The sequence below is a fragment of the Variovorax sp. 10N420 genome (assembly GCF_056394705.1).
Genome location: NZ_JBFTIJ010000002.1, coordinates 287,190 through 309,969, shown reverse-complemented (window position 1 = coordinate 309,969; position 22,780 = coordinate 287,190). Strand labels below are relative to the sequence as shown.

At 64.5% G+C, this 22,780-nt stretch carries 14 protein-coding genes; 5 read left to right on the top strand and 9 right to left on the bottom strand.

Annotation, left to right across the window (positions count from 1 at the left end; genetic code table 11):
- The first annotated feature begins 41 nt into the window (after window positions 1-41).
- Window positions 42-1,364: an amidohydrolase gene (locus AC1DEK_RS05925; RefSeq protein WP_478124286.1), complete on the top strand. Its 1,323-nt coding sequence runs from the start codon at window positions 42-44 to the stop codon at window positions 1,362-1,364.
- Window positions 1,365-1,433: 69 nt separating this feature from the next.
- A complete protein-coding gene (locus AC1DEK_RS05920) occupies window positions 1,434-2,720 on the top strand; it encodes an MFS transporter (RefSeq protein WP_478124285.1) in 1,287 nt (428 codons plus the stop codon).
- Between the two features lie 7 nt (window positions 2,721-2,727).
- Here the strand turns inward: AC1DEK_RS05920 and AC1DEK_RS05915 are convergent, their stop codons facing one another.
- The 3 genes from AC1DEK_RS05915 to AC1DEK_RS05905 are packed head-to-tail and all read right to left on the bottom strand — an operon-like array spanning window position 2,728 to window position 6,274.
- A complete protein-coding gene (locus AC1DEK_RS05915; RefSeq protein ID WP_478124284.1) occupies window positions 2,728-4,287 on the bottom strand; it encodes an AMP-binding protein in 1,560 nt (519 codons plus the stop codon).
- Between the two features lie 12 nt (window positions 4,288-4,299).
- Window positions 4,300-5,433: a DUF5938 domain-containing protein gene (locus AC1DEK_RS05910; protein ID WP_478124283.1), complete on the bottom strand. Its 1,134-nt coding sequence runs from the start codon at window positions 5,431-5,433 to the stop codon at window positions 4,300-4,302.
- A gap of 37 nt (window positions 5,434-5,470) precedes the next feature.
- Entirely contained in the window at window positions 5,471-6,274 is an 804-nt protein-coding gene (locus AC1DEK_RS05905) for an SDR family NAD(P)-dependent oxidoreductase (protein WP_478124282.1), read from the bottom strand.
- 149 nt (window positions 6,275-6,423) lie between these two features.
- On the opposite strand from AC1DEK_RS05905, the gene AC1DEK_RS05900 reads away from it, so the two are divergent.
- Window positions 6,424-7,107, top strand: coding sequence for a TetR/AcrR family transcriptional regulator (locus tag AC1DEK_RS05900; RefSeq protein WP_478124281.1), 684 nt, complete (start codon window positions 6,424-6,426; stop codon window positions 7,105-7,107).
- Window positions 7,108-7,142: 35 nt separating this feature from the next.
- Here AC1DEK_RS05900 and AC1DEK_RS05895 read toward each other — a convergent pair whose 3' ends face one another.
- The 3 genes from AC1DEK_RS05895 to AC1DEK_RS05885 all read right to left on the bottom strand — a co-directional run bounded on the left by AC1DEK_RS05895 (window position 7,143) and on the right by AC1DEK_RS05885 (window position 10,987).
- Complete coding sequence (locus AC1DEK_RS05895) at window positions 7,143-8,852, bottom strand: uracil-xanthine permease family protein (RefSeq protein ID WP_478124280.1); 1,710 nt, start codon at window positions 8,850-8,852, stop codon at window positions 7,143-7,145.
- A gap of 170 nt (window positions 8,853-9,022) precedes the next feature.
- On the bottom strand, window positions 9,023-9,997 hold the full coding sequence (locus AC1DEK_RS05890) for a DUF2272 domain-containing protein (RefSeq protein ID WP_478124279.1): 975 nt from the start codon (window positions 9,995-9,997) through the stop codon (window positions 9,023-9,025).
- Window positions 9,998-10,075: 78 nt separating this feature from the next.
- Window positions 10,076-10,987 (bottom strand): LysR family transcriptional regulator, encoded by a 912-nt coding sequence (locus tag AC1DEK_RS05885; protein ID WP_478124278.1) that lies wholly within the window; start codon window positions 10,985-10,987, stop codon window positions 10,076-10,078.
- A 138-nt stretch (window positions 10,988-11,125) separates the two neighbouring features.
- On the opposite strand from AC1DEK_RS05885, the gene AC1DEK_RS05880 reads away from it, so the two are divergent.
- Window positions 11,126-11,830, top strand: coding sequence for a CBS domain-containing protein (locus AC1DEK_RS05880; RefSeq protein WP_478124277.1), 705 nt, complete (start codon window positions 11,126-11,128; stop codon window positions 11,828-11,830).
- Between the two features lie 39 nt (window positions 11,831-11,869).
- Complete coding sequence (locus AC1DEK_RS05875) at window positions 11,870-13,381, top strand: nitronate monooxygenase (protein ID WP_478124276.1); 1,512 nt, start codon at window positions 11,870-11,872, stop codon at window positions 13,379-13,381.
- 14 nt (window positions 13,382-13,395) lie between these two features.
- Here AC1DEK_RS05875 and AC1DEK_RS05870 read toward each other — a convergent pair whose 3' ends face one another.
- The 3 genes from AC1DEK_RS05870 to AC1DEK_RS05860 form a co-directional block, all read right to left on the bottom strand.
- Entirely contained in the window at window positions 13,396-14,289 is an 894-nt protein-coding gene (locus AC1DEK_RS05870; protein ID WP_478124275.1) for a DMT family transporter, read from the bottom strand.
- A 62-nt stretch (window positions 14,290-14,351) separates the two neighbouring features.
- Entirely contained in the window at window positions 14,352-15,695 is a 1,344-nt protein-coding gene (gene gdhA / locus AC1DEK_RS05865; RefSeq protein WP_478124274.1) for an NADP-specific glutamate dehydrogenase, read from the bottom strand.
- 101 nt (window positions 15,696-15,796) lie between these two features.
- Window positions 15,797-22,702: an autotransporter-associated beta strand repeat-containing protein gene (locus AC1DEK_RS05860; RefSeq protein ID WP_478124273.1), complete on the bottom strand. Its 6,906-nt coding sequence runs from the start codon at window positions 22,700-22,702 to the stop codon at window positions 15,797-15,799.
- Window positions 22,703-22,780: the final 78 nt, after the last annotated feature.

The window sequence follows — 22,780 nt, the reverse complement described above, 5'->3', positions numbered from 1 at the left end:
CCTTTGGTTCCGTCATCCAATTTTTCACTGGAGTCTTCGCAATGGGATCTGTTCTGTTCCGCGGCGGCGCGATGGTCGCTGCCGTTCTTTTCGCCGCGTCCGTCGGCGCCCAAACCCAATCGGCCCTGCATGCGCAGATCACGCCCATCGTCGGCGGCATGTACCCTTCGCTGGAAACGCTCTACAAGGACCTGCATGCCAATCCCGAGATCGCGTTCCAGGAGGTGCGCACCGCCGCAAAGCTGGCCGATGAAATGCGCAAGCTCGGCTTCGACGTCACCGAGAAAGTCGGGGGCACCGGCCTCGTCGCGATCTACAAGAATGGCGCAGGTCCGACGGTGCTGGTTCGTACCGAACTCGATGCCCTGCCGATGGAAGAGAAGACCGGACTGCCATATGCGAGCAAGGTGAAAACGCAATCCAACGGCCGGGAGACTTTCGTTGCGCACAGTTGCGGACACGACATCCACATGGCGAGCTGGGTCGGCACCGCGCGCACGCTGCTCGCGATGAAGGATCAGTGGAAAGGCACCTTGATGTTCGTGGCGCAGCCCGCCGAGGAAACCGTCTCCGGAGCCAAGGCGATGATTGCGGACGGTCTGTTCAAGCGCTTCCCCAAGCCAGACTATGCATTTGCGCTGCACACGTCGCCGTCACCTTACGGCTTCGTCGGCTACAAGGTCGGCCCGGTCAGCTCGAATTCCGATTCGCTCGAAATCACCTTCAAGGGCCGCGGCGGCCATGGCTCGGCGCCTGACAAGACCATCGACCCCATCGCGATTGCAGCGCGCTTCGTGACCGATGTGCAAACGGTGGTGAGCCGCGAAAAGGATCCGGCGGAGTTCGGAGTCGTCACCGTCGGTGCGATCCAGGGCGGCACTGTAGGCAACATCATTCCCGACTCGGTGGTGCTGCGCGGCACCATCCGTTCGTACAAGCCCGAGGTGCGAGAGAAGCTGCTCGCAGGCATTCGTCGGACCGCCAATGCGGCAGCGATGATGGGTGGTGCGCCCGAGCCGGTGGTTGAACTGGTGCCCGGCGGTGCGGCCGTCGTCAACGACGAGGCCGTGGTCGGTCGCACCGTCACCGCGCTCAAGGCAGCGTTCGGCGGCCCGAAGGTAGTGGCGGTGCCGCCCATCACCGCGAGCGAAGACTTCTCGGAATTCGTCAATGCCGGCGTGCCGTCGATGTTCTTCTTTGTCGGCGTGCTCTCGCCCGAAGACGTTGCCGCGTCGATGAAGCCCGGGGGCAAGCCGCTGGCCTTCAACCATTCGCCCTTCTTCGCGCCGGTGCCCGAGCCATCGATCAAGACAAGCGTGGAGGCGATGAGCGTCGCGGTGCTGACAACGATGGCACCCAAGTAGTGTCTTTTGTGTTGAATCGTGGGCGACCGCAGAGGCGGTCGTCTGCGGCCGGTTGGATATGCTCGCTTCATGACTTCCAACACCTTGCTTGCGCCGTCTCGCCACCTGCCGGACTCGCGTTACGCGGCGCTGCGCCTCGTGGTGACGATCCTGCTCATGACAGTGGGCAGCAGCGGCATGTACGTGGTGTCAGTGGTGCTGCCCGCCGTGCAGGCCGACTTTGGCATCGCGCGTTCGGACGCATCGCTTCCGTACACCTTGCTGATGATCGGCTTCGGCGCCGGCGGCGTGCTGATGGGCCGCCTGGCGGATCGGTTCGGGGTGATGTGGCCGCTGCTGCTTGGCGCAGTGGGCGTGGGGCTTGGCTACATCGCCTGTAGTTTCTCCCGTGGCATCGTGGCCTTCACTGCCGCGCAGGCCGTGCTGGTCGGCTTGTTCGGCAGTGCGGCGGTCTTTGCGCCATTGGTGGCCGACACCTCGCTGTGGTTCGTGCGACGACGCGGCATTGCCGTCGCGCTGTGCGCCAGTGGCAACTACGTTGCCGGCGCGGTCTGGCCACCGATCGTGCAGCATTTCGTCGAGACGGTCGGCTGGCGGCAGACTTACTTCGGCATGGGCGTGTTCTGTGGTGTGACCATGGCGGTGCTCGCGTTGTTCATGCGACCCCGCCCGCCGGCGCTGGCTGCCGCGCCGGCCGTCGCGGCCAGCGGCGCGACGGCCGCGTTGTCTTCGGCTGCGCTGCGCCCATTCGGTCTCAGCATTGGCACGGCACAGGGCCTGCTGTGCGTGGCGGCGACAGCTTGTTGCGTCGCCATGGCCATGCCGCAGGTGCACATCGTGGCCTACTGCGGCGATCTCGGCTATGGCGCCGCGCGCGGCGCGCAGATGCTGTCGATCATGCTGGGCTTCGGCATCATCAGCCGGTTGGTCTCCGGGGCGATCTGTGACCGGATCGGCGGGCTGCGCACCTTGCTGCTGGGGTCTGCGTTGCAGGGGCTTGCGCTGCTGCTCTTCCTCCCCTTCGACGGGCTTGTGTCGCTGTACGTGGTGTCGGCCCTGTTCGGACTTTTTCAGGGCGGGATCGTGCCTTCCTACGCCATCATCGTGCGTGAGCATTTCCCGCCCGCCGAAGCCGGTGCGCGCGTCGGCACGGTGCTGATGTGCACGCTGTTCGGCATGGCGCTGGGCGGCTGGATGTCGGGCAAGGTCTTCGATCTGACGGGGAGCTATCACGCGGCCTTCCTCAACGGCATCGCATGGAACCTGCTGAACCTCACGATTGTCGCGACGCTGCTGCTGCGCACGGTGCGATGGCGCCCGAGGACATCGTCGAGACACTGCGAGCCAGCACCGTGACGAGGATTCAAGGGGGCGCCAAGAGCCGTTCGAGAAGCACCGATCGAATGTCCTTCTTGAGCACCTTGCCGACCTTCGAGCGCGGCAGGTCTGGCCAGATCTCGATCTGCTTGGGCGTCTTGACGCTGCCGATGCGCGCCTTCACGAAGGCCTGAATCTCGTCGACTGTCTTGTCGCTGTCGCTGCTGCGGCCCGAACGTAGCTGCAGCACGGCCGCCACGCGCTCGCCCCACTTGTCATCGGGCAGGCCGATGACGGCGCTGTCCTGCACGTCGGGGTGCTGCATCAGTGCCTGCTCGACCTCGACCGAATAGACGTTGAAGCCGCCCGTGATGATCATGTCCTTCGCGCGATCGACGATGTACAGGTAGCCGTCGGCGTCGAGTCGGCCGATGTCGCCGGTGTGATGCCATCCGTGGCGCCACGCCTCTTGCGTGGCCGCCGGGTCTTTGTAGTAGCCCATCATCACCAGCGAACTGCGAATCACGATCTCCCCAGTCTCACCGGTCGGCAGCAATGCGCCATCCGTGGCCATAGTCGCAACCTGCACCAGCGGGCCCGGGCGCCCTGCGGAGGCGAGGCGTTGGCGCGCCACCGTGCCGTCGGCGTGGAAATGGTCACGTGGTGCCATCATCGAGATCATCATCGGCGCTTCGGTCTGGCCGAACAGCTGCGCCATGACGGGGCCGATCTTTGTGAGGGCCTCTTCCAGCCGCGCCGATGAGATCGGCGCTGCGCCGTACCAGAAGCACTGCAGCGAATCGAGCCGGGTCGATGCCAGCTGCTCATGCTGCAGCAGCATGTAGATCAACGTGGGCGGCAAGAAGGTGTGAGTGACGCGGTGACGCTCGATCAACCCGAGGAAGTCACCGAGATCGGGGCTGGGCATGATGACGATGCGCCCACCCAATGCCATTACGGGCAAGCACAGCACGCCCGCCGCGTGTGTCAGTGGAGCGAGCGCCAGGTACGTGGGACGGCCATCGAACGGGTAGCCCATCAAGGTCAAGGCCGACATCGTCTCGAGATTTCGGCCCGACAGCATGACGCCCTTGGGCTGACCCGTGGTGCCGCCGGTGCCGGCGATCATGGCGAGGTCGTCCGGCGGCTCGAGGTGAAGCGCTTCCTCACCCGCTTCCTCGACCCACTGCGCCCATGAAGGCGCAAAAGGCAGCGCCTTGTCCAGGCACACGAGCGTCGTGAGCTTGGGGCACTCGGCACGGATCTGGTCGACCATCGCCGCGTAGTTGCTGTGGAAGATAAGGCATGCGCAGTCGAAGGCGTCGAGCACATACCGGTTCTCGACCGCCTCGTTGCGCGGATTGATTGGACACCAGACGGCGCCCGCGCGCGAGATGCCGAACACACAGGCGAACGCCACTGCGTCGTTGCCCGAGAGCACTGCCACCTTGTGTCCGGGGCGAAGCCCGGAGCGCTGCAGTGCGCGTGCCACGCGATGGCTGATCCGCTGCACCTGCGCATACGACAGGTCCAGGTCACCCATCGTCAGGCACGGTGCCCCGTCGCCGAGCTGGGCGCCCTTGTCGAGATAGTCGATCAACCGCACGGCGCGCGCCGATCAGCGATGCACTGTCAACAGCGGCGCCTGCACCAGTCCGAAGCTGCGCAAGGTGCCCAGCAGCTCGTGGTGGCCGAAGGCCTGGCAGCCCGACGCAAAGCCGACGCGCTTGGGCGCCTGCTGCAACAGCGACGCGGCGGCATAGGCTTGCAGCAAGCCGGTCTGCTTGTAGTTGCAGTTGCCGAAGATGACGCAGTGCGCCCGCGCCAGCGGGCCAGAGGCGTGAACGGAATCGACCGACTTGTTGATGCGCGGGTTCTCGCGCGGGGGCATCGTGTTCATCACACCGGCGGCCGTCTGGGCCAGTGCGGCGTAGCGGTCGTCGGGGTTCATGCCTTCGGTTGCTTTGAGGGCTGCGGCAACAATGTGCGGCACGCCCTGCATCAACGGCTTGTTGAACACGCCGCCGAGCACCTTCACGTTGGACACGCGAGGGTCTTTCCTGAACCACACAGGATGCGAAGTGCCGCCCCATGGAAGCGCCAACGCCGCCTCATGCTGGCCGGGGATCGAGAGACTGTACAAGCCTGCGTCAGCCTGCCATTCGACGTACTGGTTCTGCTCGAGGTAGTAGGCCTTGGACGTCGCGGCGTTGACCAGAATCGTCTGCGTCGATGCGATGGTCGGACTCCCACCCCAGAACACCGCGATGTCGAGCGTGTCGAGCCCCGGCGTCTCCAGGCACAACTGTGCGGCGATCTCGCCCGTGGTGTACATCTGCGCAAGGCCCGGAGACAGCAGCAGGCCGGCGGCCGCGAACTTCGCGCCGTATTGCTCTTCGAGAGTGATCAGCCAGTCCTGCTCGCCCGTGGTGTCGGTGTAGTGGCACTTCGCGGCAAGGCACGCCTGCACGACTTCCGGTCCGAATTTCGCGAAGGGGCCGACGGTGTTCAGCACGACCGAAGCGCCATTGAAGAGCTCGGTGAGCGCATCGACCGTGTGCGCCACCTCGATCACTTCGAAGCTCGCGGTCTCGATGCCCGCGACATTGGACTTCATCGCGGCGTCGATCTTTTCTTTGCTGCGGCCCGCGGCGATGAAGGGGATGTTGTACTCGCGCAGGTACTCGCACACGAGTCGGCCGGTGTAGCCGGACGCGCCGTAGACCACGACGGGTTTCTTGCTGCTGCTCATTGTGTCGTCCTCGGTGGTGGTGAATGGAACGCGCAGTTCACATGCCCATGCCGCCGTCCACCGGCAAGCCTGCGCCCGTGATGAAGCGAGCGGCGTCGGAGCACAGGAACACCACCGCATCGGCCATTTCGCTCACTTCGCCCAAGCGTCCGGCCGGGGTCAGTTCGACGATTGCACCTACTGCCGCGTCGGCCGAAGGGAAGAGTCCCGCCGCGACCACGTCACCCGCGAGTCTCGTCCCCATCTCGGTGGGCACGAGTCCGGGGTAGATACAGTTCACGCGCACGCCGTAGCCGAGCTTGCCGGCCTCCATGGCGCCGACGCGCGTCAGGCGGTCCACGGCCGATTTGGTGGCCGAGTAGCCCGCGATGGCCGGAAAGGCAATGGTCGCCGCGACCGAGGAGATGTTGACCACCGCGCCACCTTTGCCGGCAGCGCCCCCGGGGCGCATCGCGCGAAAGGCGTGCTTCATGCCGAGCGCGGTGCCGACGATGTTCACGTCGAGCATGCGGCGCAGGTCGGCCGCGTCAACGTCGGCCACCAGCGCGGTGATCTCGATGCCGGCGTTGTTGACGAGGATGTCGAAGCCGCCGAGCGTTTCGATGGTGGCCTGTACGGCTGCTGCCCAGTCCTCTTCCTTGGTGACGTCCAATGCGACGAAGCCGACCTTCGCGCCGCTGGCAGAGAGCTTGCCTGCAGTTTCACGACCCAGGGGCGCAAGCACGTCGCCGATCATCACCGAGGCGCCAGCGGCTGCGAGCGCTTGCGCCATGCCTTCGCCGAGGCCGCGCGCCCCGCCCGTCACCAAGGCCTTGCGGCCCGTCAAGTTGAACTTCTGCACGATGTCTCCTGTTGATTTTTGGACGACTGTCAAGGAACGCGAGTCGATGCTAGGAGTCGTCTTGACGGCTGTCAAGATGAATCTGGACAGTTGTCAAGAAGCGAGGGTTTGCACGGGCGCAAGGCGGGATCGCTCTCTACAATCGGCACATGCTCAAGACGCCCCGCGCATCCGATCCCAAGTTCGCCGAGCGCCGCGCCGAGCTCGGCGAGGCAGCCATGCAAACCCTTGCCGAACTCGGCTATGCCCGCACCAGCCTGCGCGAAATCGCGCAGAACTCCGCTTTCTCGCACGGGGTGCTGCACTACTACTTCACCGACAAGCTCGACCTGATCCTGTGCAGCGTGCGCCAGTACAAGGCGCGCTGCGTGACGCGCTACGACGAGGTCACCGCCGATGCCGGTTCGTTCAACGCGCTGATGGAGGGCTTCACCGAGAGCCTGGCCGAGACCTTGCGAAAGGACACGAGCATGCATCGGCTCTGGTATGACCTGCGCGCGCAGTCGCTCTTCGAGCAGGCGTTCCGCGCCGACGTCGCCGAAATCGACAAGAGCCTGGAGCGCATGATCTGGCGCGTCCTCACTCGTTTCGCCGAACTGTCCGGAACGCCGGTGCCCGTCCCCAGCAGCGTGGCCTATGCGATGTTCGACGGCCTGTTCCAGCAATGCTTGCTTAAGCACCTGGCGGGCGATCGCCGGGCCGTGGCTGCCATGAAATCGCAGGTCAGACTGGTCGTGGGGCAATGGTTTGGTGCTGCGGCTGATGCGCCCGTCCGTCGTGCGCGGCGTGCCTCTCGCGGCAGTTTGGTCAACGCTCGGCCCCGCGCAGCCTGAAGTGCGCAGAAGAGGCGATGCCTCTCGTGCCCTGGCTAGTGATCGAAGTGGAACGCGACCGACGCCTGCGAGCCTGAACGCCGCGACGTCACGCGATCGGCAAAGCTGCGCAGCAGAAAGCCGGACAGCCGCCGTTCGCCGTCTTCCGAATCAATGATCTCGTCGATCGTCGGACGCTGCTGCGGCAACTCCAGTTCGAGACCTTCGTATGACACCTGCAGATCGAGGTTGAACTCGTCGAACGAGGCCTCGATGACCAACGGACCGGCGGCGACGCCACTCGACACCAGCGTCTCGATGGACTGCACCAGGTTGAACTTGGCGCGCACGATGACGTCGCTGCGCGCACCCCAGGTCGCCCCGTGCAGATCGAGGAACTGCTCCAGCGCCGACGGGTCGATGGCCGCCGGTCCTATCGTCATCGATACGCTGCGCCGCAGGCCGATTCGAAAGAGCAGGTTCAAGCCGAGCCCCACGAGCGTGCCCAGCACCAGCGAATTGCCCAAGGAAGGCCGTAGCGCCACCGGCAGGACCACCAGCAGTCCGGGGAAAATTTCCACCGCCAGGCCGAAGACAATCGCCAATCCGATCACCAGCGTCTTGCGCGCATCGAGCAGGCGCGAGGTCATGATCATCAGTCCGTTGATGACGATGAAAGTGGACGAGAACACCAGCGCCGCACCGAGCACCGGTCGCGGTATGAGGTTGAACAGAAGGCCCAGCTTCGGTACGAAGGCGAACAGCAGCAGGATCGCCGCCACAGACCATCCGACGCGGCGGCTGACCACGCCCGTCGCCGTCGCGAGGCCGACCGCACCCGTGGACGAGTTGATGCCTGGCGCGCCCAGAACGCCGGCGGCCACCGACGCCAGTCCGTCGGCCATCACGCCGCGGCTGATGGAACGCATGTCGGCGCGCACCCAGCCCGTCTGGCTGGCCTTCTGCGCGGTCGTCACATTGCCGATCACCTTCAGCACTGCAGCCACCGATGCGATCACAAAGGGCAACACCAGCGACGCGTCGAAAGACAAGCCGATCGCCCCCAAGGAAGGTACGGACAACACCGGCGCCGTTGCGACGCGCGCCATGTCGTGGGCGTCCAGCCGGCCGAGCGCTGCGCCGACGAGGCAACCGAGGCCGAGGCCGATCAGCACGCTGAAGACGCGCAGGCCGCCACGGCCCCAGACGTTGAGGGCGGCCATGAGAGCGAGCGTGCCGAGTCCCAGCAAGACGTCCATCTCCGCGGGCTGCGCGTCTGGCTGCGAACCACCTAGCGCGGTGCGCAGGCCCACAACGCCGACGGAGATCCCGGACATCAGCACGACCAGCCCCGTGATCTCCGGCGTGAACAGTGGGCGCAGGCGCGGCAGCACGCGTGCCAAGGCCACCTCGAAGAGGCCGGCGAGGATCGTCATGCCGAACAGCGCCGACAGATCGCCGCCGCGTACAGCGATCAGCGAGGGCACGAGATAGACCACGCTGGGCGATGGCTGGCACAGGAAGCCGGAGCCGATCGGCCCGACCCTGATGACCTGAAGAATGGTGCCGACGGCCATCGCGATCATTGTGGCGCTGACCATCGCCGCTGCCACCTCTGCCGTGCTGCCGGCCGCCTGCGCGATCAACACTGGGTAGACCAGGAAAATCGACATCAGCCCAACCTGCTGCAGTCCGGCGAGGATGTTGACGCCGACGGGCGGAGTCTCGTCGACCCCATAGATCAGCCCCACAGGCTTTTGCGACATCGGCTTGCGTTCCTTCTTGGTTTGAGGCGCTTGCGAGCGACGAAGCCGCAGTGCGGTCGCTTGGCCGCGCGGATCATAGCCCGTTGAGAGGAGAAGCGGTCACATGGAGAACTTGGCGACCGCGGGCTCGCAGGGCGCAAAGCGGTTCTGCGCTGTTGCGATCGGATCACTCAGCGCCATTGCAGCAGCAATGACCACGGCTGTCGGCTCAGGTGGCGATCCACGCAACCCGTTTGCGCGGCACTGCAGCCGCCGGGCAGATAACTCGAATCGATCAGCGAGCTGCCGGGCGCAAAGGCCATCCGGCGCAGAGTGACGGACTGCAGAACGTTGCCGCCGATGGCATCGAAGCCGCCCGCATCCACCGCGACCACCACGTCGCAATGCATCGGCAGCGCACCGCCGCTGCTTGTGCGAGCGGCCAGGGCTTCGCCGATCTTCTCGAAGCTGTCGAGGCCGGCCTGGGTGCCGCGCGCCTGGCAGATCAGGTCTCCGACTCTCGGCGTGGTGAGCGTGATGTCGCAGGCCCGCATCGCGTAGGACGTCGGGCGGCCCGATGCCTCGGCGCTGCCGGCCTGCCAAGCGGCGCCTGCGTAGTCGGCATGCGCATCCGAGAATTCGAACTCCTGCGGCGACAGTCCGGCTTCGCGTGCAAGCCAGCTCACGAAGGCCGCGGACCAGGGTGTGTCGATCACCGCCACGCGATCGATCGCGGTCCTGGCGGCCCGCAGCTCGTGCGACTGCAGGCCTTGATCCGGCCCCACGCCCAGGCCCTGCAGATGGTCCGTGCTCGCCTGATTCAGCGCTTGGATGAGCAGCCGCCGATCGGCCGGCAGAAGGGCGCCGAATCGCACCAGCGACGGCAGGCGCCCTTCTTCGCCTTTTTTGAACTGGACAGCTTCCCAGTAGCCGAGCACGCGCTGCCAGGGCGCCGGCGAGAAGCGCGTTGCGCGCACGTCCTCGGCCTCGGAGAGGCCCGATTCAGTAAGCCGGCCCTCGGCGTCCATGGCTTGGCCGCCAAAAGCCAGGTGTTCGCGCTGCGCGGCGGCGGCCATGGCGAGCGCCCGCGGCGGCGGCGGATGCCTGGCGCTGTCGAGGCAGAAGGAGGCAGCTTGGGCGGCCAACGGGAGCGCGAGCAAAAGCACGGACGCGCACTTCGAAACCAACCGCTGCGATCGAAAGAAGGTGCACATGCGCACTGAGCATAGCCATAGCCGCTCTGCCTATCGGGACGACTTTGGCCGCCTCTTGGGTTGCCGCGACTTCGAAGCCGGCGCGCTCGCTCCCTCTCGGCCGGACCGTGCCACATTTCTCAACCCGACCAGTGCGGGTTTGACGATGTTCGCGTCGGCACCGGCCGCATAGACGGCATAGGCTGGATAGAGGAATTCGGGCATGCCAGGCACCTTGTGCAGCCGGCCGTTGTCGAGGTGCTCGCGGATCACGTCCTGTCGAAAATACCCAGTGCCGCCGGCGCTGAGCAAATACTCGCGCCCTAGCGGCCCAAGCCCCACTTTCACCGCCGCGTTGGAAAGTTCTGGAAACGCCAGGCCATGTTGCGCCGCGAACTCAGGGCCCCAGTCGACGTAGACATAGTCTTCGGGGCGTGGCGCGCGCAGCCGCTTGGACGTGGTCACCATGATCAACTTCTCTTCAATCAGGAGTTCGATCCGAAGATTGGGCCGCCGCTGCGGTGCGTAGACGATGGCAATGTCCAGGACGCCGCTGACGATCTTTTCAAGAAGCTCCGAAGGAAGCCCCACTTCCGCGCGAATCGCGAGATGCGGCGCGGCCGAGCGCATCCAGAGTAGCCACTGAAGCACAAGCGGGTCCCACAGGCTGACCTCGCAGCCGATCGTCATGACGGCGCGGCGTCCCGCGGGCACGGCGACCTGGTGCCGAGCGCGCTCCCACACCTGCATCAGGCTGGTCGCATGCGGAAGGAACTGTTCGCCCGCCGGTGTCAGGACAGCGCCGGACTTGTTTCGCACGAAGAGACTGCGTCCGAGCAACTGCTCGAGAGTCCTGACCCTGGCGCTGACTGAAGTAGGCGTGACATGCAACTGCTCTGCCGCGCGCAGAAAGCTTCGGACCTGAGCGATCCGCAAGAAGGTCTCTGCGAGCGTCAGATCCATGGTCCGGCCTTCCAATATCGATGAGGAATTATTGCATTCAACAAGCAATAAAACTCGTTTTACAAGGAGCGTACGCTGGCACAACAATAGCTTCGACGCGGACGCTTTTGCGCTTCTGCCCCTGAAGAGGAGAACGACATGAAGGCTGGCGACATCATGACCACCCCGGTCATCACCGTGACGCCCGATACGGCCCTGCACGAAGTGATCGGCATCCTTCTGGCGCGTCGCATCAGCGGCGTGCTGGTGATGGAGGACAACAAGGTCGTAGGCGTGGTCGGTGACGGCGATCTTGTGCATCGGCACGAGATCGGAACGGATCGCTGTGCCGATGGCCGCACATGGTGGCAGCGGCTCGTGGGAGTCGATCCGAGTCCTCGCGCCTATGTCAGGGCCTATGGCGGGCACGTCAGGGATGTCATGAGTGGCAACTTCGTGAGCGTGAATGTCGATGCGCCACTCGGTCAGATCGCTTCGATCTTCGAGGCGCGCCACATCCGCCGTGTCCCGGTACTCGAGGAAGGCGAATTGCGCGGATTGGTGACGCGTGCCGATCTGATGCGCGCTATTGCAACGAGTCATGACTTCGCGGCGCATTCCGACGCACAGAGCCTCGATGATGATTCCATCCGCAAGCGTCTGCTGGCCGAATTGAGCTCACACTCGTGGTGGTCCGGCGGATGGTCGAACGTTTTCGTTCACGAAGGGGTCGTGAGCTTCGTCGGAATTGTCCAGCGAGCCGCCGATCGTGATGCCGCGCGAATCGCCGCGGAAAACATTCCGGGTGTCTGCGGCGTGAACGACCGCAGGCTGCAATACGGGGACTATGGCGTGATGTTCTGAGTCCCTCATGTTCCAACGTACCCTGCAAGCTGCCTGCCCATGACGATCACTGATGAGTCCAATGCTCGCGAGCCTCTGCGCTCGGGCGCGCTGTATCGCCCTGTGTGCGATCTGCTGGAATGCCGCTACCCGCTGGTCCTCGCGGGGATGGGCGGAGTCTCGCGCTCTGAACTCGTCTGCGCAGTAAGCGAGGCGGGCGGCTTCGGACTGCTCGGCATGGTGAGGGAGCCAGTGGATCTGATCCGGCGCGAGGTCGAGAAGGTTCGCTCGTTCACCAGCCGCCCTTTCGGCGTGAGCATCATCCCCGCGGCCACTCCAAGGAAGCTGCTCGACGAACAAGTAACGACCTGCATTCAACTGAAGGTGCCCGTCGTAAGTTTGTTCTGGGATCTTTCACAAGCCATCATCGGCCGCTTTCGCGAAGCGGGCACGCTCGTCATGTGCCAGATCGGCAGTGCCGAAGAGGCAGTGTTGGCGGAGCGATCCGGAGCCCAGGTGCTGATCGCGCAGGGGAGGGAGGCTGGTGGTCATGTGCGCGGCAACCAGCCGTTGGCCGATTTGCTCGCGGACGTGCTTGCCAAGGTCGACATTCCGGTCCTCGCGGCGGGCGGCATGGCGGATGGTCAGGACGTCGCGAACATGCTGTCGTTGGGCGCACAAGGCGCGGTGCTCGGTACGGCCTTGCTGGCAACCCAAGAGTCGTTCGCCCATGACTTCCACAAGGACGCGATTGTCGACTCGCGTGACGGGGACACGATCTTGACGCATGCCTTTCACATCAACTGGCCACCCGATGCACAGGTTCGGGTGCTGCAAAACAGCGTCACTCGAGGTGAGCGAGGCGACCCGTTTGGACATGAACTGACGCCGATAGGCCGCGAAGCAGATCGACCGATCTACCTTTTCAGTACCGACTCACCGCTGCGAACCACGACTGGCGACCTGGAGGCCATGGCCTTGTATGCAGGGGAAGGTGCGGCGCGCATCCGGCACGTTCTGGCTGCGGGCGAACGCATCGAGAAAATTGCGGCTGAGGCTGCGGCAGCGCTGTTTGTGCGGACGGACTCGGTGACTGAGAAGATTGAATTCGCCTCGCCCGTTTGCTACGCCAACGAGTTGGAAGCGGCGTATGTGGACCTCGCAGACGACGATGAGGTGATTGGCGCATTGAACGAGCTGCTGGAGGCAGAACGCGCCGGCGCCCGCGTGTCCATGGAGCTTGCCCGCGAGACCGACGATGACGCACTCAGGACAATCGCGCGCGGCATATGGAAAGACGAAGTGAAGTGGTGCGGCGTCCTGATCCGGGGAATACAGGCTTGCAATGCGGTGCCCAGCACGCGCACCGGCGAGTTCTACAACAAACTGATAGCCATTCCCGATCGGAGAAAGCGGCTGGAATTTCTCAATCGCGGCCAGTCCTGGGTGGTGAGAAAGCTGGAGAGCCTGACGCCTCGATTGCGCGAAGAGCGCCTTCAAAATGAACTGGCGGAAATGCTGCGCTCGCACAGGCTGAACATCGCGGGCCTGGATGACTATCTTCGAGGCTGACCGCGCCGCGCTGCTCAGGCGGTCTGCCGGTTCGGCGGCCCGGACCTCGACGCTTCGCTTCGCGCAAGCCAGAGTCCGCTTGCAATGATGAGTGCGCCGCCGCCCAACGTCCATGCGTCGGGCGTGGCCCGCCAGAAAAGCCAGTCCAGCACGAGCCCCCACGCCAACGCGCTGTATTCGAACGGGGCGATGGCGGCGGCTTGGCCGTGCCGGAAGGCCTCTGCAATGCACATTTGTCCGAGAAAGCCGCTGATCGCCAGGCCTGCAAGCACCCACGTGTGCTCAGGCTCAAGCGGGACCCAACCAGGTGTTGACAAAAGGCTGCCTCCCACTGCCATGCCTGCCGTGGTCCAGAAGACCAGGGCTGAACTCGATTCGGTGCGGCTGATGAGCCGACCCAGCATGTTCGACAGCGCATAGCAGACCGCGGCTGCCAGCACCGACAACGCACCAATCGAAAGAAAGGCGCTCTGGTCCGGCCGCAGTGCGATCACAACGCCAATGAAGCCCAGCCCGATAGCGATCCAATGCCGAGGTTGGACTGGTTCGCCCAGCATCGGCACCGCAATGAGCACCATCAGAAATGGAGCAATGAAACTGAGCGTGTAGGCCTGCGCCAGACCCAGGATCTTCAGGCCGTTGACGAAGAGCACGAGCATCGTCATGTTCAGCACGACGCGCAACAGGTGCAGGCGCCAACGCAGGCGGCGGTTGAACACGCCGGAAACCTCGCGCCGCCACACGATGTACGCGCACACCAGGGGCAGCGCCGTGAGGCCGCGCAGTGCCATCACTTGCACCGGCGGGTAGTGCCCGGCGAGGTTCTTGAGCAGCGCGTCCATGCAGGCGAAGAAGGCGCAAGCAAGCAGCATGGCGGCAATGCCGCGCAGGGTTCCGGTTGAGTGCAAGGGAGACTTCTCTCGTGGTAGTGCGTAGTGCCACCCGTCGAAGTTGATGACCGGGGCTTCGGTCAGATGACCCCTTGCGCCAGCATCGCGTCCGCGACCTTTACAAATCCGGCGACATTGGCGCCGCTCACGTAGCTGATCGTTCCGTCTTCCCGTCGCCCGTGGTGGCGGCAAGCCTCGTGAATGCTGCGCATGATGCCGTGCAGGCGCGTGTCGACTTCCTCACGTGGCCACGAGATGCGCATCGCGTTCTGACTCATTTCAAGTCCCGAGGTGGCTACGCCACCGGCGTTGCTGGCTTTGCCCGGCGCGAACAGAACGCCGCTGCTTTCGAACGTTCGAATGGCGTCCATGGTGGAGGGCATGTTCGCGCCCTCGGCGACACAGCGCACGCCATTGCGGACCAACGTAGCCGCGTCTTCGCCGCCGAGTTCATTCTGCGTGGCACAGGGCAGCGCAACGTCGACAGGCACGATCCAGGGACGCTTTCCTGCATGAAACTCGGCGCCAACCCGGCGGGCGTACTCGTCCACCCGGCCATAGAGATGGTTCTTCACTTCCATCAGTTGAGCCAGCTTGTCCGACGTGAAACCCGTCTCGTCGTACACCGTGCCGCTCGAGTCCGAAACCGTGACCACACGGGCGCCAAGCGCCATCGCTTTCTCGATCGCGAACTGCGCCACGTTCCCTGACCCGGAGACGCTGATCCGCAGCCCTTCAAGCGAGCGACCCTCTTGCCGGAGCATTTCCTCGACGAAGTAGACAACGCCGTAACCTGTAGCTTCCGGTCGAATCAGTGATCCGCCATAGCTCAATGCCTTGCCGGTGAAGACGCAGTCTGCGCTGTTGCTGAGCTTCTTCATCATGCCCGCCATGAATCCGATCTCACGCGCGCCAACACCGATGTCGCCCGCGGGTACATCCCGGTCCGCGCCCAGGTGGCGGAAAAGCTCGCTCACGAATGCCTGGCAGAACCGCATGATCTCGCCCGGGCTGCGCCCCTTGGGATCAAAGTCGGATCCGCCTTTGCCACCGCCCATGGGGAGCGTCGTCAACGCATTCTTCAGAGTCTGCTCGAACGCGAGGAACTTCAAGATCGACAGGTCCACCGAGGGATGAAAGCGCAATCCACCTTTGAAGGGTCCGATGGCCGAACTGTGCTGGACACGGTAGCCGCGGTTCACTTGGACATCGCCGTGGTCGTCCACCCAGGACACGCGAAAAATGATGATCCGCTCAGGTTCGACAAGGCGATCGAGCAGTCCGTTGTCCGCATACTTGGGATGCTTCTGAACATACGGCCACAAGCTTTCGATCACTTCCCCGACAGCCTGCAGAAACTCCGGCTGGTCGGGATTGCGTGTCGCAACGCAGTTCAGGAAATCTTCTGGCGATCGGTATTTCATCTTGAGGGTTGATCAGAGGGTGGTGAGAGGCCCGAATGCGGCCCTGAGCTTGCGAACTCACGCGCAACGAGACGCCACCGAATCTTATCAATGGCGCTTCGCTACCAACGCACTTTGAGCCCTGCCGATGCCTGCACGGATGCCTTGACGCTGGCATTGCCGCCGATGCTCCACATGTGGCCGATTTCCCCGTAGAGACTGGTCGCTCTTGTGAGCGACAGCGTCGCGCCCGCGGCCACTTCGGCAGCGCTGTAGCCGCCCGGGCTGACGATGGCAGTCACGCCCGCAGGGCCGACAAAGCTGGCGACGTCATCGCCGAAGCTCGCGTAGTAGACATTCACGCGGCCATAGGGCTGTAGCCTTCCCGCACCCGTTGCGAGATCGCCCTTGACGCGCACGCCAAGCCGTCCGATCCAGCCGTCGCCGGCGTCCTGCCGCACGCGCGCGCCACCGAGCACCAGATCATCGAAGCTGCTGTGCTGCCACGCAAGCTGCGCCTGCGGCTCGATGCTCCAGCGCTCGTTCAGCGCAAAGGCCTTGCCGCTTTCGACCGAGGCCGAGAAGCTGCTGGCCTTGCCCGAGGCGTGGGGGTTGATGTCGGGGTTCACGTTGTAGCGCTGGCTCGCGCCCTGCAGCACGCTGTCGACATACCAGCCGCTCGCATCCATCCAGGTCGCGTACCCACCAAGGAAGCGCGAGCGCAGGTCGTTGTTGCCCACTCGTGCCGTGAGGCCGCGCGCATTCCCGCTGACATCGGCGCTGCCGTCGAGATAGCCGACGTAGATGCCGGCCTTCCATGCATCGGTGGCGAACAGGTCGGTGCCGACCTGCAGGCCGCTCAGCCTGCCATCGCTGTGCGGCTGAGCGATGCCTTGCTGCTGGATGTCCAGGTCGGCATAGACGAGGCGGCCCCACGTGCGGCGCGCGCCTGTGCTCGCCGAGTCTGGGGCGGTGCCGACGGCGGTGCTGGCGAGGGTCGCTGGATCTTCGTCGCCCACGCGCCGGTGCAGGTTACCGAGCATCGCCAGATCTGCCTGCCTGAGCTGCGAAGGCAAAGCGGCCACCAATGGAACCTCCGCGCGGTATGTCGGGAGCTGAACGGGCGGCGGCGCAGGTGTCGTTGGCTGTCCGGGAGGCAGCACTTCATCGACGGGTGGCGGAATGACGAGCGTGGTGGTTGAACGCAAGTACCAGTTCTCGCCGGCACCCAGCGCGTCCGCGGCGATGAGGCGGTATTCATAGGCACCCGCATCCACGTGACCGCCTGCGAGGCTGAATGCGTTGCGGGTGGTCTGCGCGGTCGTGGTGGCACCGTTGGTCGCGCTGATGACCTCGATGCCATTGCCCGTGGTCAAGCCGCCGAGGCCGCCGAGATTCACGATCTGCACGCTGGTGCTGCCACTCGCCACGGCAGTCGGTCCGTCGAGTACCAGCCTGTCGCTCGCGCTGGCGCTGCCGTTCAGAGTCGTGCCCAGACGCAGGAGGCCGCCTTTGCCCACGTAGGGTCCTGCAACGGTCAGTGCGCTGCCCGCGACGCCACTTGCCAGATTGACCGTGCCGCTGTTCGTCAACGCGGCCACGCGCTGATTGAATCCGCCGGTATCGAGCGTGGCACCCGCGGCGACCCTGTGGGCAGATGCCGCGCTGAAACTGTTGGCGGCGCCCGCTTGCAGGCTTCCGAAAGCCACGTTGGTGGCACCGCTGTAGGTGTTGGCACCCGACACCACCAACGTACCGCTTCCATTCTTCGTGAGTGCGCCGCCGCCCGAGATGACGCCCGACAGCGTTTCGGTGAAGGAGCCGGTGTCGATGACCGGATCGCTCGTGCCGGTCAGCACTACGGCATTGCCCAACTTCAGTCTGTCCGCCGCGAAGCCCAGCGTCGTGCCTTCGTCCATGGACAGCGCGCCGCTGCCGAGCGCATTGTTGTTGCCGACCGTGATCTGCCCGCCCTTCAGCGCAGTGCCGCCGCTGTAGCTGTTCGCTCCTGCGAGAGTGAGATTCGCGCCGTTGAGTTTGGTGACCGTGCCGCTGCCGCTGATGGCCCCCGCGAAGGTCAGCGAATCACTGCGGTCGAATACCAGCGCACCGTTGTTCAAGACATTGCCAACGATGCTGCCCATCGTGCCGCCGTTGCCCAATCGCAGCGTGCCGCCAGCGATGGTGGTGCCGCCGCGGTAGGTGGCATCGGCACCCAGCACGAGCGTGCCGGCGCCGAGCTTCAGCAAGGCGCCGCCGCCTGCCACGTTGCCCGTGTGCGTCAGGGTTGTGCCAGCGGCGGTGTCGATCGAACCGACCGCAGCGCTGATGGTGGTGGGCCGCGCCGTGGCGATGTCGCCTGTGGTCCGGAGCGTGCCGCCCGCAAGATTGAGCGCACCGGTTGCGGCACCGAGGTTTGTGTCCAGCGAGACTTGCAGAGTGCCGGCGCTGATGGTGGTCCCGCCGGTGTAACCGTTGGCGCCGGTGAGCACGAGGGTGCCCAGGTCCGTCTTGTCGATTCCTCCGGCACCGTTTAGCGAGGATGCAATCGTCGCGAGGTAGCTGGCGCCCGGTCCCGAACCGTCACCCACGCGAAGCGTGTTACTGCCGGCAGCCAGCGTGATGGGCTGCCCCTGCACGCGATAGCCGCTGCTGGCGAACTGCATGCCGCCCGATACGACGTCGCCCAGGCTGTTGTCCACTGTCACGGTGCCGGGCGTGGCCGAGAAGATCCCGAAGGCGCCTGTCGCATAGGGCGCATTGATGGCGCCGGTCGACTCGGTCCAGTTGTCATTCCCGCCCGTCGCCTGCCACACCCCGTTGCCGCCGTTGATGACACCGTTGTTGCGGGTTGTGTTGCCTGCATCCCAGAAATTCAGAGCGAGACCCGCGGTATTGACGAGGTTGACTTGCTGCGGCACGGACGTCTGAACGAACAGCGAGCTGCCTGCCGGCTGGGTTCCGATCGCCAAGCCATTGTTGGTCAGCGTGCCGCCATAGCTGATCACGCGGTACAAGCCTGGACCGGCCGCCCCTCCGCCTGGTGCGCTGACATTGATCGTGCCGTCCAGGGTCAGGTTGCCACCGACCAGGGTGAGGTCGTTGAGCGCGCCGCCGACGACGTTCGACCGTCCGAACTCGTACGCCAGTACCGACGGCGCGGCCAGCGAAAGATTGCCGCCTATGGTCAGCGTACCTAGCGGGTTGCCCGGCGCCAGGGTGCCATCCGCGATGGTCATGCTGCCGCCGAAAGTACCAGTACCTCCCAATGTTCCGCCGGTCGCCACGTTGAGCGTGCTAGCGGCGTTGCCCAGTAAGCCTTCGATCCACAAGGCCCCATTCGTGACACTGGCGCTGCCTGCGAAGGCTCCGCTGTCACCAGTGAGCGTTGTGCTGCTGCTGCCAATGTGGGACAGCGCTCCGGCGCCGCTGATGGAACCGGCGAAGCTCAGGTCGTTGCTGCGGTTGAAGACAAGCGTGCCGCTGTTCACGACATCGCCCACAATGCTGCCCGAGGTCCCGCCATTGCCCAGTTGAAGCGTGCCTCCTCCCGCGATGGTTGTGCCGCCTGTGAACGTACTGTCTCCCGTCAGGACCAGCTTGTTGGCGCCGACCTTCGCGACCATGCCCGCACCGGAGATGGCGCCGCCGAAACTGAGATCGTCCGAGCGGTTGAAAACTAGCGCCGCGTTGTTGACCACATTGCCCACGACGGTCCCGCTCGTGCCGCCGTTGCCCAGGCTCAGCGCGCCGCTGCTGATGGTCGTTCCGCCCGTATAGCTCTGGTCAGCCGTGAAGGTGAGGGCGCCGGCACCGCGCTGAATCACACCACCGCCGCCCGAAATGACGGGATCGAAGATGACGTCATCGGGACGATTGAAGGCGAGTGTGCCGTTGTTGAGTACGTTGCCGACGATCGCCCCGGACGCGCCACCAGCGCCCAGTTGCAGCGTCCCCGCACTGACAGTGGTGCCGCCGGTGTAGCTGTTGGTGCCGGTGAGCACGAGGGTGCCGAGGTCGGTCTTGTCGATGCCGCCGGCACCGGTCAGCGCGGACGCAATCGTCGCGACGTAACCCGCGCTCGGCCCCGAGCCATCACCGACTCGAAGCGTGTTGCTGCCGGCCGCCAGTGTGATGGGCTGGCCCTGCACACGATACCCGCTGCTGGCGAACTGCATGCCGCCGGAAACCACTGCACCTAAGCTGTTGTCGACCTGGACCGTACCGGGCACAGCGGAGAAGATCGCGAAGGCGCCGTTCGCATAAGGCGCATTGATGGCGCCGGTCGCCTCGGTCCAGTTGTCGTTGCCGGCTGAGGTCTGCCAAGTGCCATTGCCGCCGTTGACGACACCGTTATTGCGCGGCACGGCGGGGCCGTCCCAGTAGTTCAGCGTCAGGCCCGCCGTGTTGACCAGGTTGACCTGGTTGGCGACGGCGGTCTGCACGAAGCTCGTGCTGCCGACGGGCTGCGTGCCGAGGACAAGGCCGTTGTCGGTCAGCGTGCCGGCATAGCTGATCACGCGGTACAGGCCAGGGCCGAAGCTGCCGCCTGCCGAGGTGGCGACGTTGAGGGTGCCGTCCAGCGTCAGATTGCCGCCCACCACCGTCAGGTCATTGAGAGGACCGCCGACGACGCCGACCTGCCCGAATTTATAGTTGAGCCGTGACGCGCCTGTCAGCGACAGATTGCCGTTGATCGTCAGCGTCCCGGGCACGTTGCCGGGCATGGTGCCAGGCGCGAGGATGCCGTCGCTGATCGCGACGCTTCCGCCAACGGTGCCATTGCCGCCAAGGGCGCCGCCATTGGAGACGCTCATGGCGCTACCGGAGCCACCCAGGACGCCATCGACCAGCAGGGTGCCGTTCGTGACGCTGGTGCTGCCTGAGAAGGTGCTGCTGTTGCCGCTCAGGGTGGTGACTCCTCCGCCTATCTGCGAGAGGCTTCCGGCTCCTGAGATGGCGCCTTCGAGAGTCAACGCATTGCTGCGATTGAAGATGAGAGCGCCGTTGTCCGTCACATCGCCGACGATGGCGCCCGAGGTGCCGCCAGCGCCGATCTGCAAGGTACCGCCAGCGATGGTCGTGCCTCCGCCATAGGTGTTGCTACCGGTGAGAACAAGTGTTCCCGCACCGGCCTTCGTGAGTGCGCCGCTGCCACTGGCGCCCTGGCCCCACACGGAATCAAAGCCCTGGACGTCAATCGTGCCGCCTCCGGCGCCTAGAACGACAGCGCGACCGATCGCAAGATCGAAGCTACTGCCCAAGCGCAAAGTTCCACCGTCGAAACGTATCGCGCCACTGGCAGCACCCAGATTGCCATCACTGGACACCTGCAAAGTGCCGCCATTAAACGCGGTGCCGCCGGTATACGAATTGTTCCCGGAGACTATCCACGTTCCACTTCCGCCTTTGACGAGCGACGATGTTCCGCCAAGCGTTGGCGCCAGACTATTATTGCTGGTGCTGCTGCCGCTGAGCGTGAGGACGCCGTTGCCCACGATGGCGCCCGCGTTGCTGAACGTCAACGCTCCGCTGCCGGAGGCATCCAGCGTGCCGCTTCCGTTGATGGTGAACAGGCGATTGGTACTCGTAGCCGCGCCAACATAGCTCAAGGCGCCCCCGTTGAGCACCAAGTTGCCCGCTGCATTTGTCGATTGACCGATGCTGCTGGCAGCACCGCCATCAACCAGTCGCGTGACGCTGAGAGTGCCGCCGCTGAGCGTGGTACTGCCCGTATAGCTGTTGCCCGTTCCTGAGAGGCTCTGCGTGCCGGAGCCCGTCTTTACGAGGCTTACCACGCCTCCATTCTGAATCGCTCCAGAAAACACACCCGAGCCATTGTTGGCACCCAGGGTCAGCGTCGTCGCGTGTCCCGTGACCGACCCCAAGAAGGTACCAGCCCCGTTCAGCGACTTGATGGTCTGGTGGGCTCCTGCAGCGGCCGTGTCCAGAACGCCTCCCGCGTTGATCGTGACATCAGATGTACTGGGTACGGCATTCAATGCGCTGAGCTGTAACGTCGCGCCAGACGTCACGGTGACGGTACCCAGAAAATCGTTGATGCTGTTTTGGAAGGTCGTGCGGCCCCCGGTGACAGTGAGGTTTCCGGTGCCGGTAATCTTTCCTATGTACGTTGTCCGGTCGGCATTGCCTCCCTGCAGTGTCACATCACGTCCTAATGTGATGGTTCCGCTGTATTGAGATCCATTGGTGCCCGGACTGAAGAACGTTGTGCCGATGGTGACTTGGCCACCCGCCAGACTGCTCACAACAATGTTGTTGCCGAAAACCGTTTGATTGGTGAAAAAGTTACCGTAGTTCATCAGCAATGCGACGTTGCCGGATCCGGTATTCGCATCGCCAAGGGTAATCGTGCCGGACCCGAGATAGTTGTTCGCACTCGACGGGTTCACACCTGCCCCGGAAACGACCGTGCCCTGCGAGACAACGGTGCCGCCGGAATAGTTGTTGCCGATATTGGAGATGTTCAGTGTGCCGGCCCCTGATTTGACGAGGGGAGCAGTCCCTGTTATGGCGGAATTGATGGTGGCCGTAATCCCGGTCGCAGTGGTGAAGGTGGAACCGCCAGTGCCAGCAAGCGTCAATTGACCAGCATTGAGGACATAACCGTTGGTGCTGAAGCTAACGTTACCTACGCTGATCGGCTGGGTAAGGATCACGGTGCCAGCGCTCCCCGCGAAGAGCGCGTTGTCCGGCGCCGCGTTGTTCCAGGCGGACAGCGTGCCACCGGTACCGGTACTGCTGGTATTCCAAGATGGATTGCTGGTATCCCACATGCCCGTGCCGCCGAGGCCTGCAGTGTTGCCGTTGGTGTCCCAGTACAGCGTGGCTGCTGCCGCGGGCATCGCCCAGGCGCTTGCTACGGCGAAGGCCAGGACGGCGAGCCGCAATCCGCCAACACAAGATGCCACTCGGGACTTGCCGCTGCTCTGTGTGCGCGCCGTCTCGGGTACTGCTACCCAGGACGACAATGCGGCGTTCCAAAGGCTGTGATACGACTTGTTCATTGTGAAATCGTCTCCTTGTCTGACGGTCCGTCGCAGCCCTACGCCCGACTCGCCGTCGTCCACGTAGGTCCCAGAGCG

Coding starts and splice junctions, on each gene's coding strand:
- AC1DEK_RS05895 (WP_478124280.1), bottom strand. CDS start 8,852: ATGTCGCAAAAGCCTGTGGGGCTGATCTATGGGGTCGACGAGACTCCG.
- AC1DEK_RS05925 (WP_478124286.1), top strand. CDS start 42: ATGGGATCTGTTCTGTTCCGCGGCGGCGCGATGGTCGCTGCCGTTCTT.
- AC1DEK_RS05920 (WP_478124285.1), top strand. CDS start 1,434: ATGACTTCCAACACCTTGCTTGCGCCGTCTCGCCACCTGCCGGACTCG.
- AC1DEK_RS05860 (WP_478124273.1), bottom strand. CDS start 22,702: ATGAACAAGTCGTATCACAGCCTTTGGAACGCCGCATTGTCGTCCTGG.
- AC1DEK_RS05900 (WP_478124281.1), top strand. CDS start 6,424: ATGCTCAAGACGCCCCGCGCATCCGATCCCAAGTTCGCCGAGCGCCGC.
- AC1DEK_RS05885 (WP_478124278.1), bottom strand. CDS start 10,987: ATGGATCTGACGCTCGCAGAGACCTTCTTGCGGATCGCTCAGGTCCGA.
- gdhA (WP_478124274.1), bottom strand. CDS start 15,695: ATGAAATACCGATCGCCAGAAGATTTCCTGAACTGCGTTGCGACACGC.
- AC1DEK_RS05880 (WP_478124277.1), top strand. CDS start 11,126: ATGAAGGCTGGCGACATCATGACCACCCCGGTCATCACCGTGACGCCC.
- AC1DEK_RS05875 (WP_478124276.1), top strand. CDS start 11,870: ATGACGATCACTGATGAGTCCAATGCTCGCGAGCCTCTGCGCTCGGGC.
- AC1DEK_RS05910 (WP_478124283.1), bottom strand. CDS start 5,433: ATGAGCAGCAGCAAGAAACCCGTCGTGGTCTACGGCGCGTCCGGCTAC.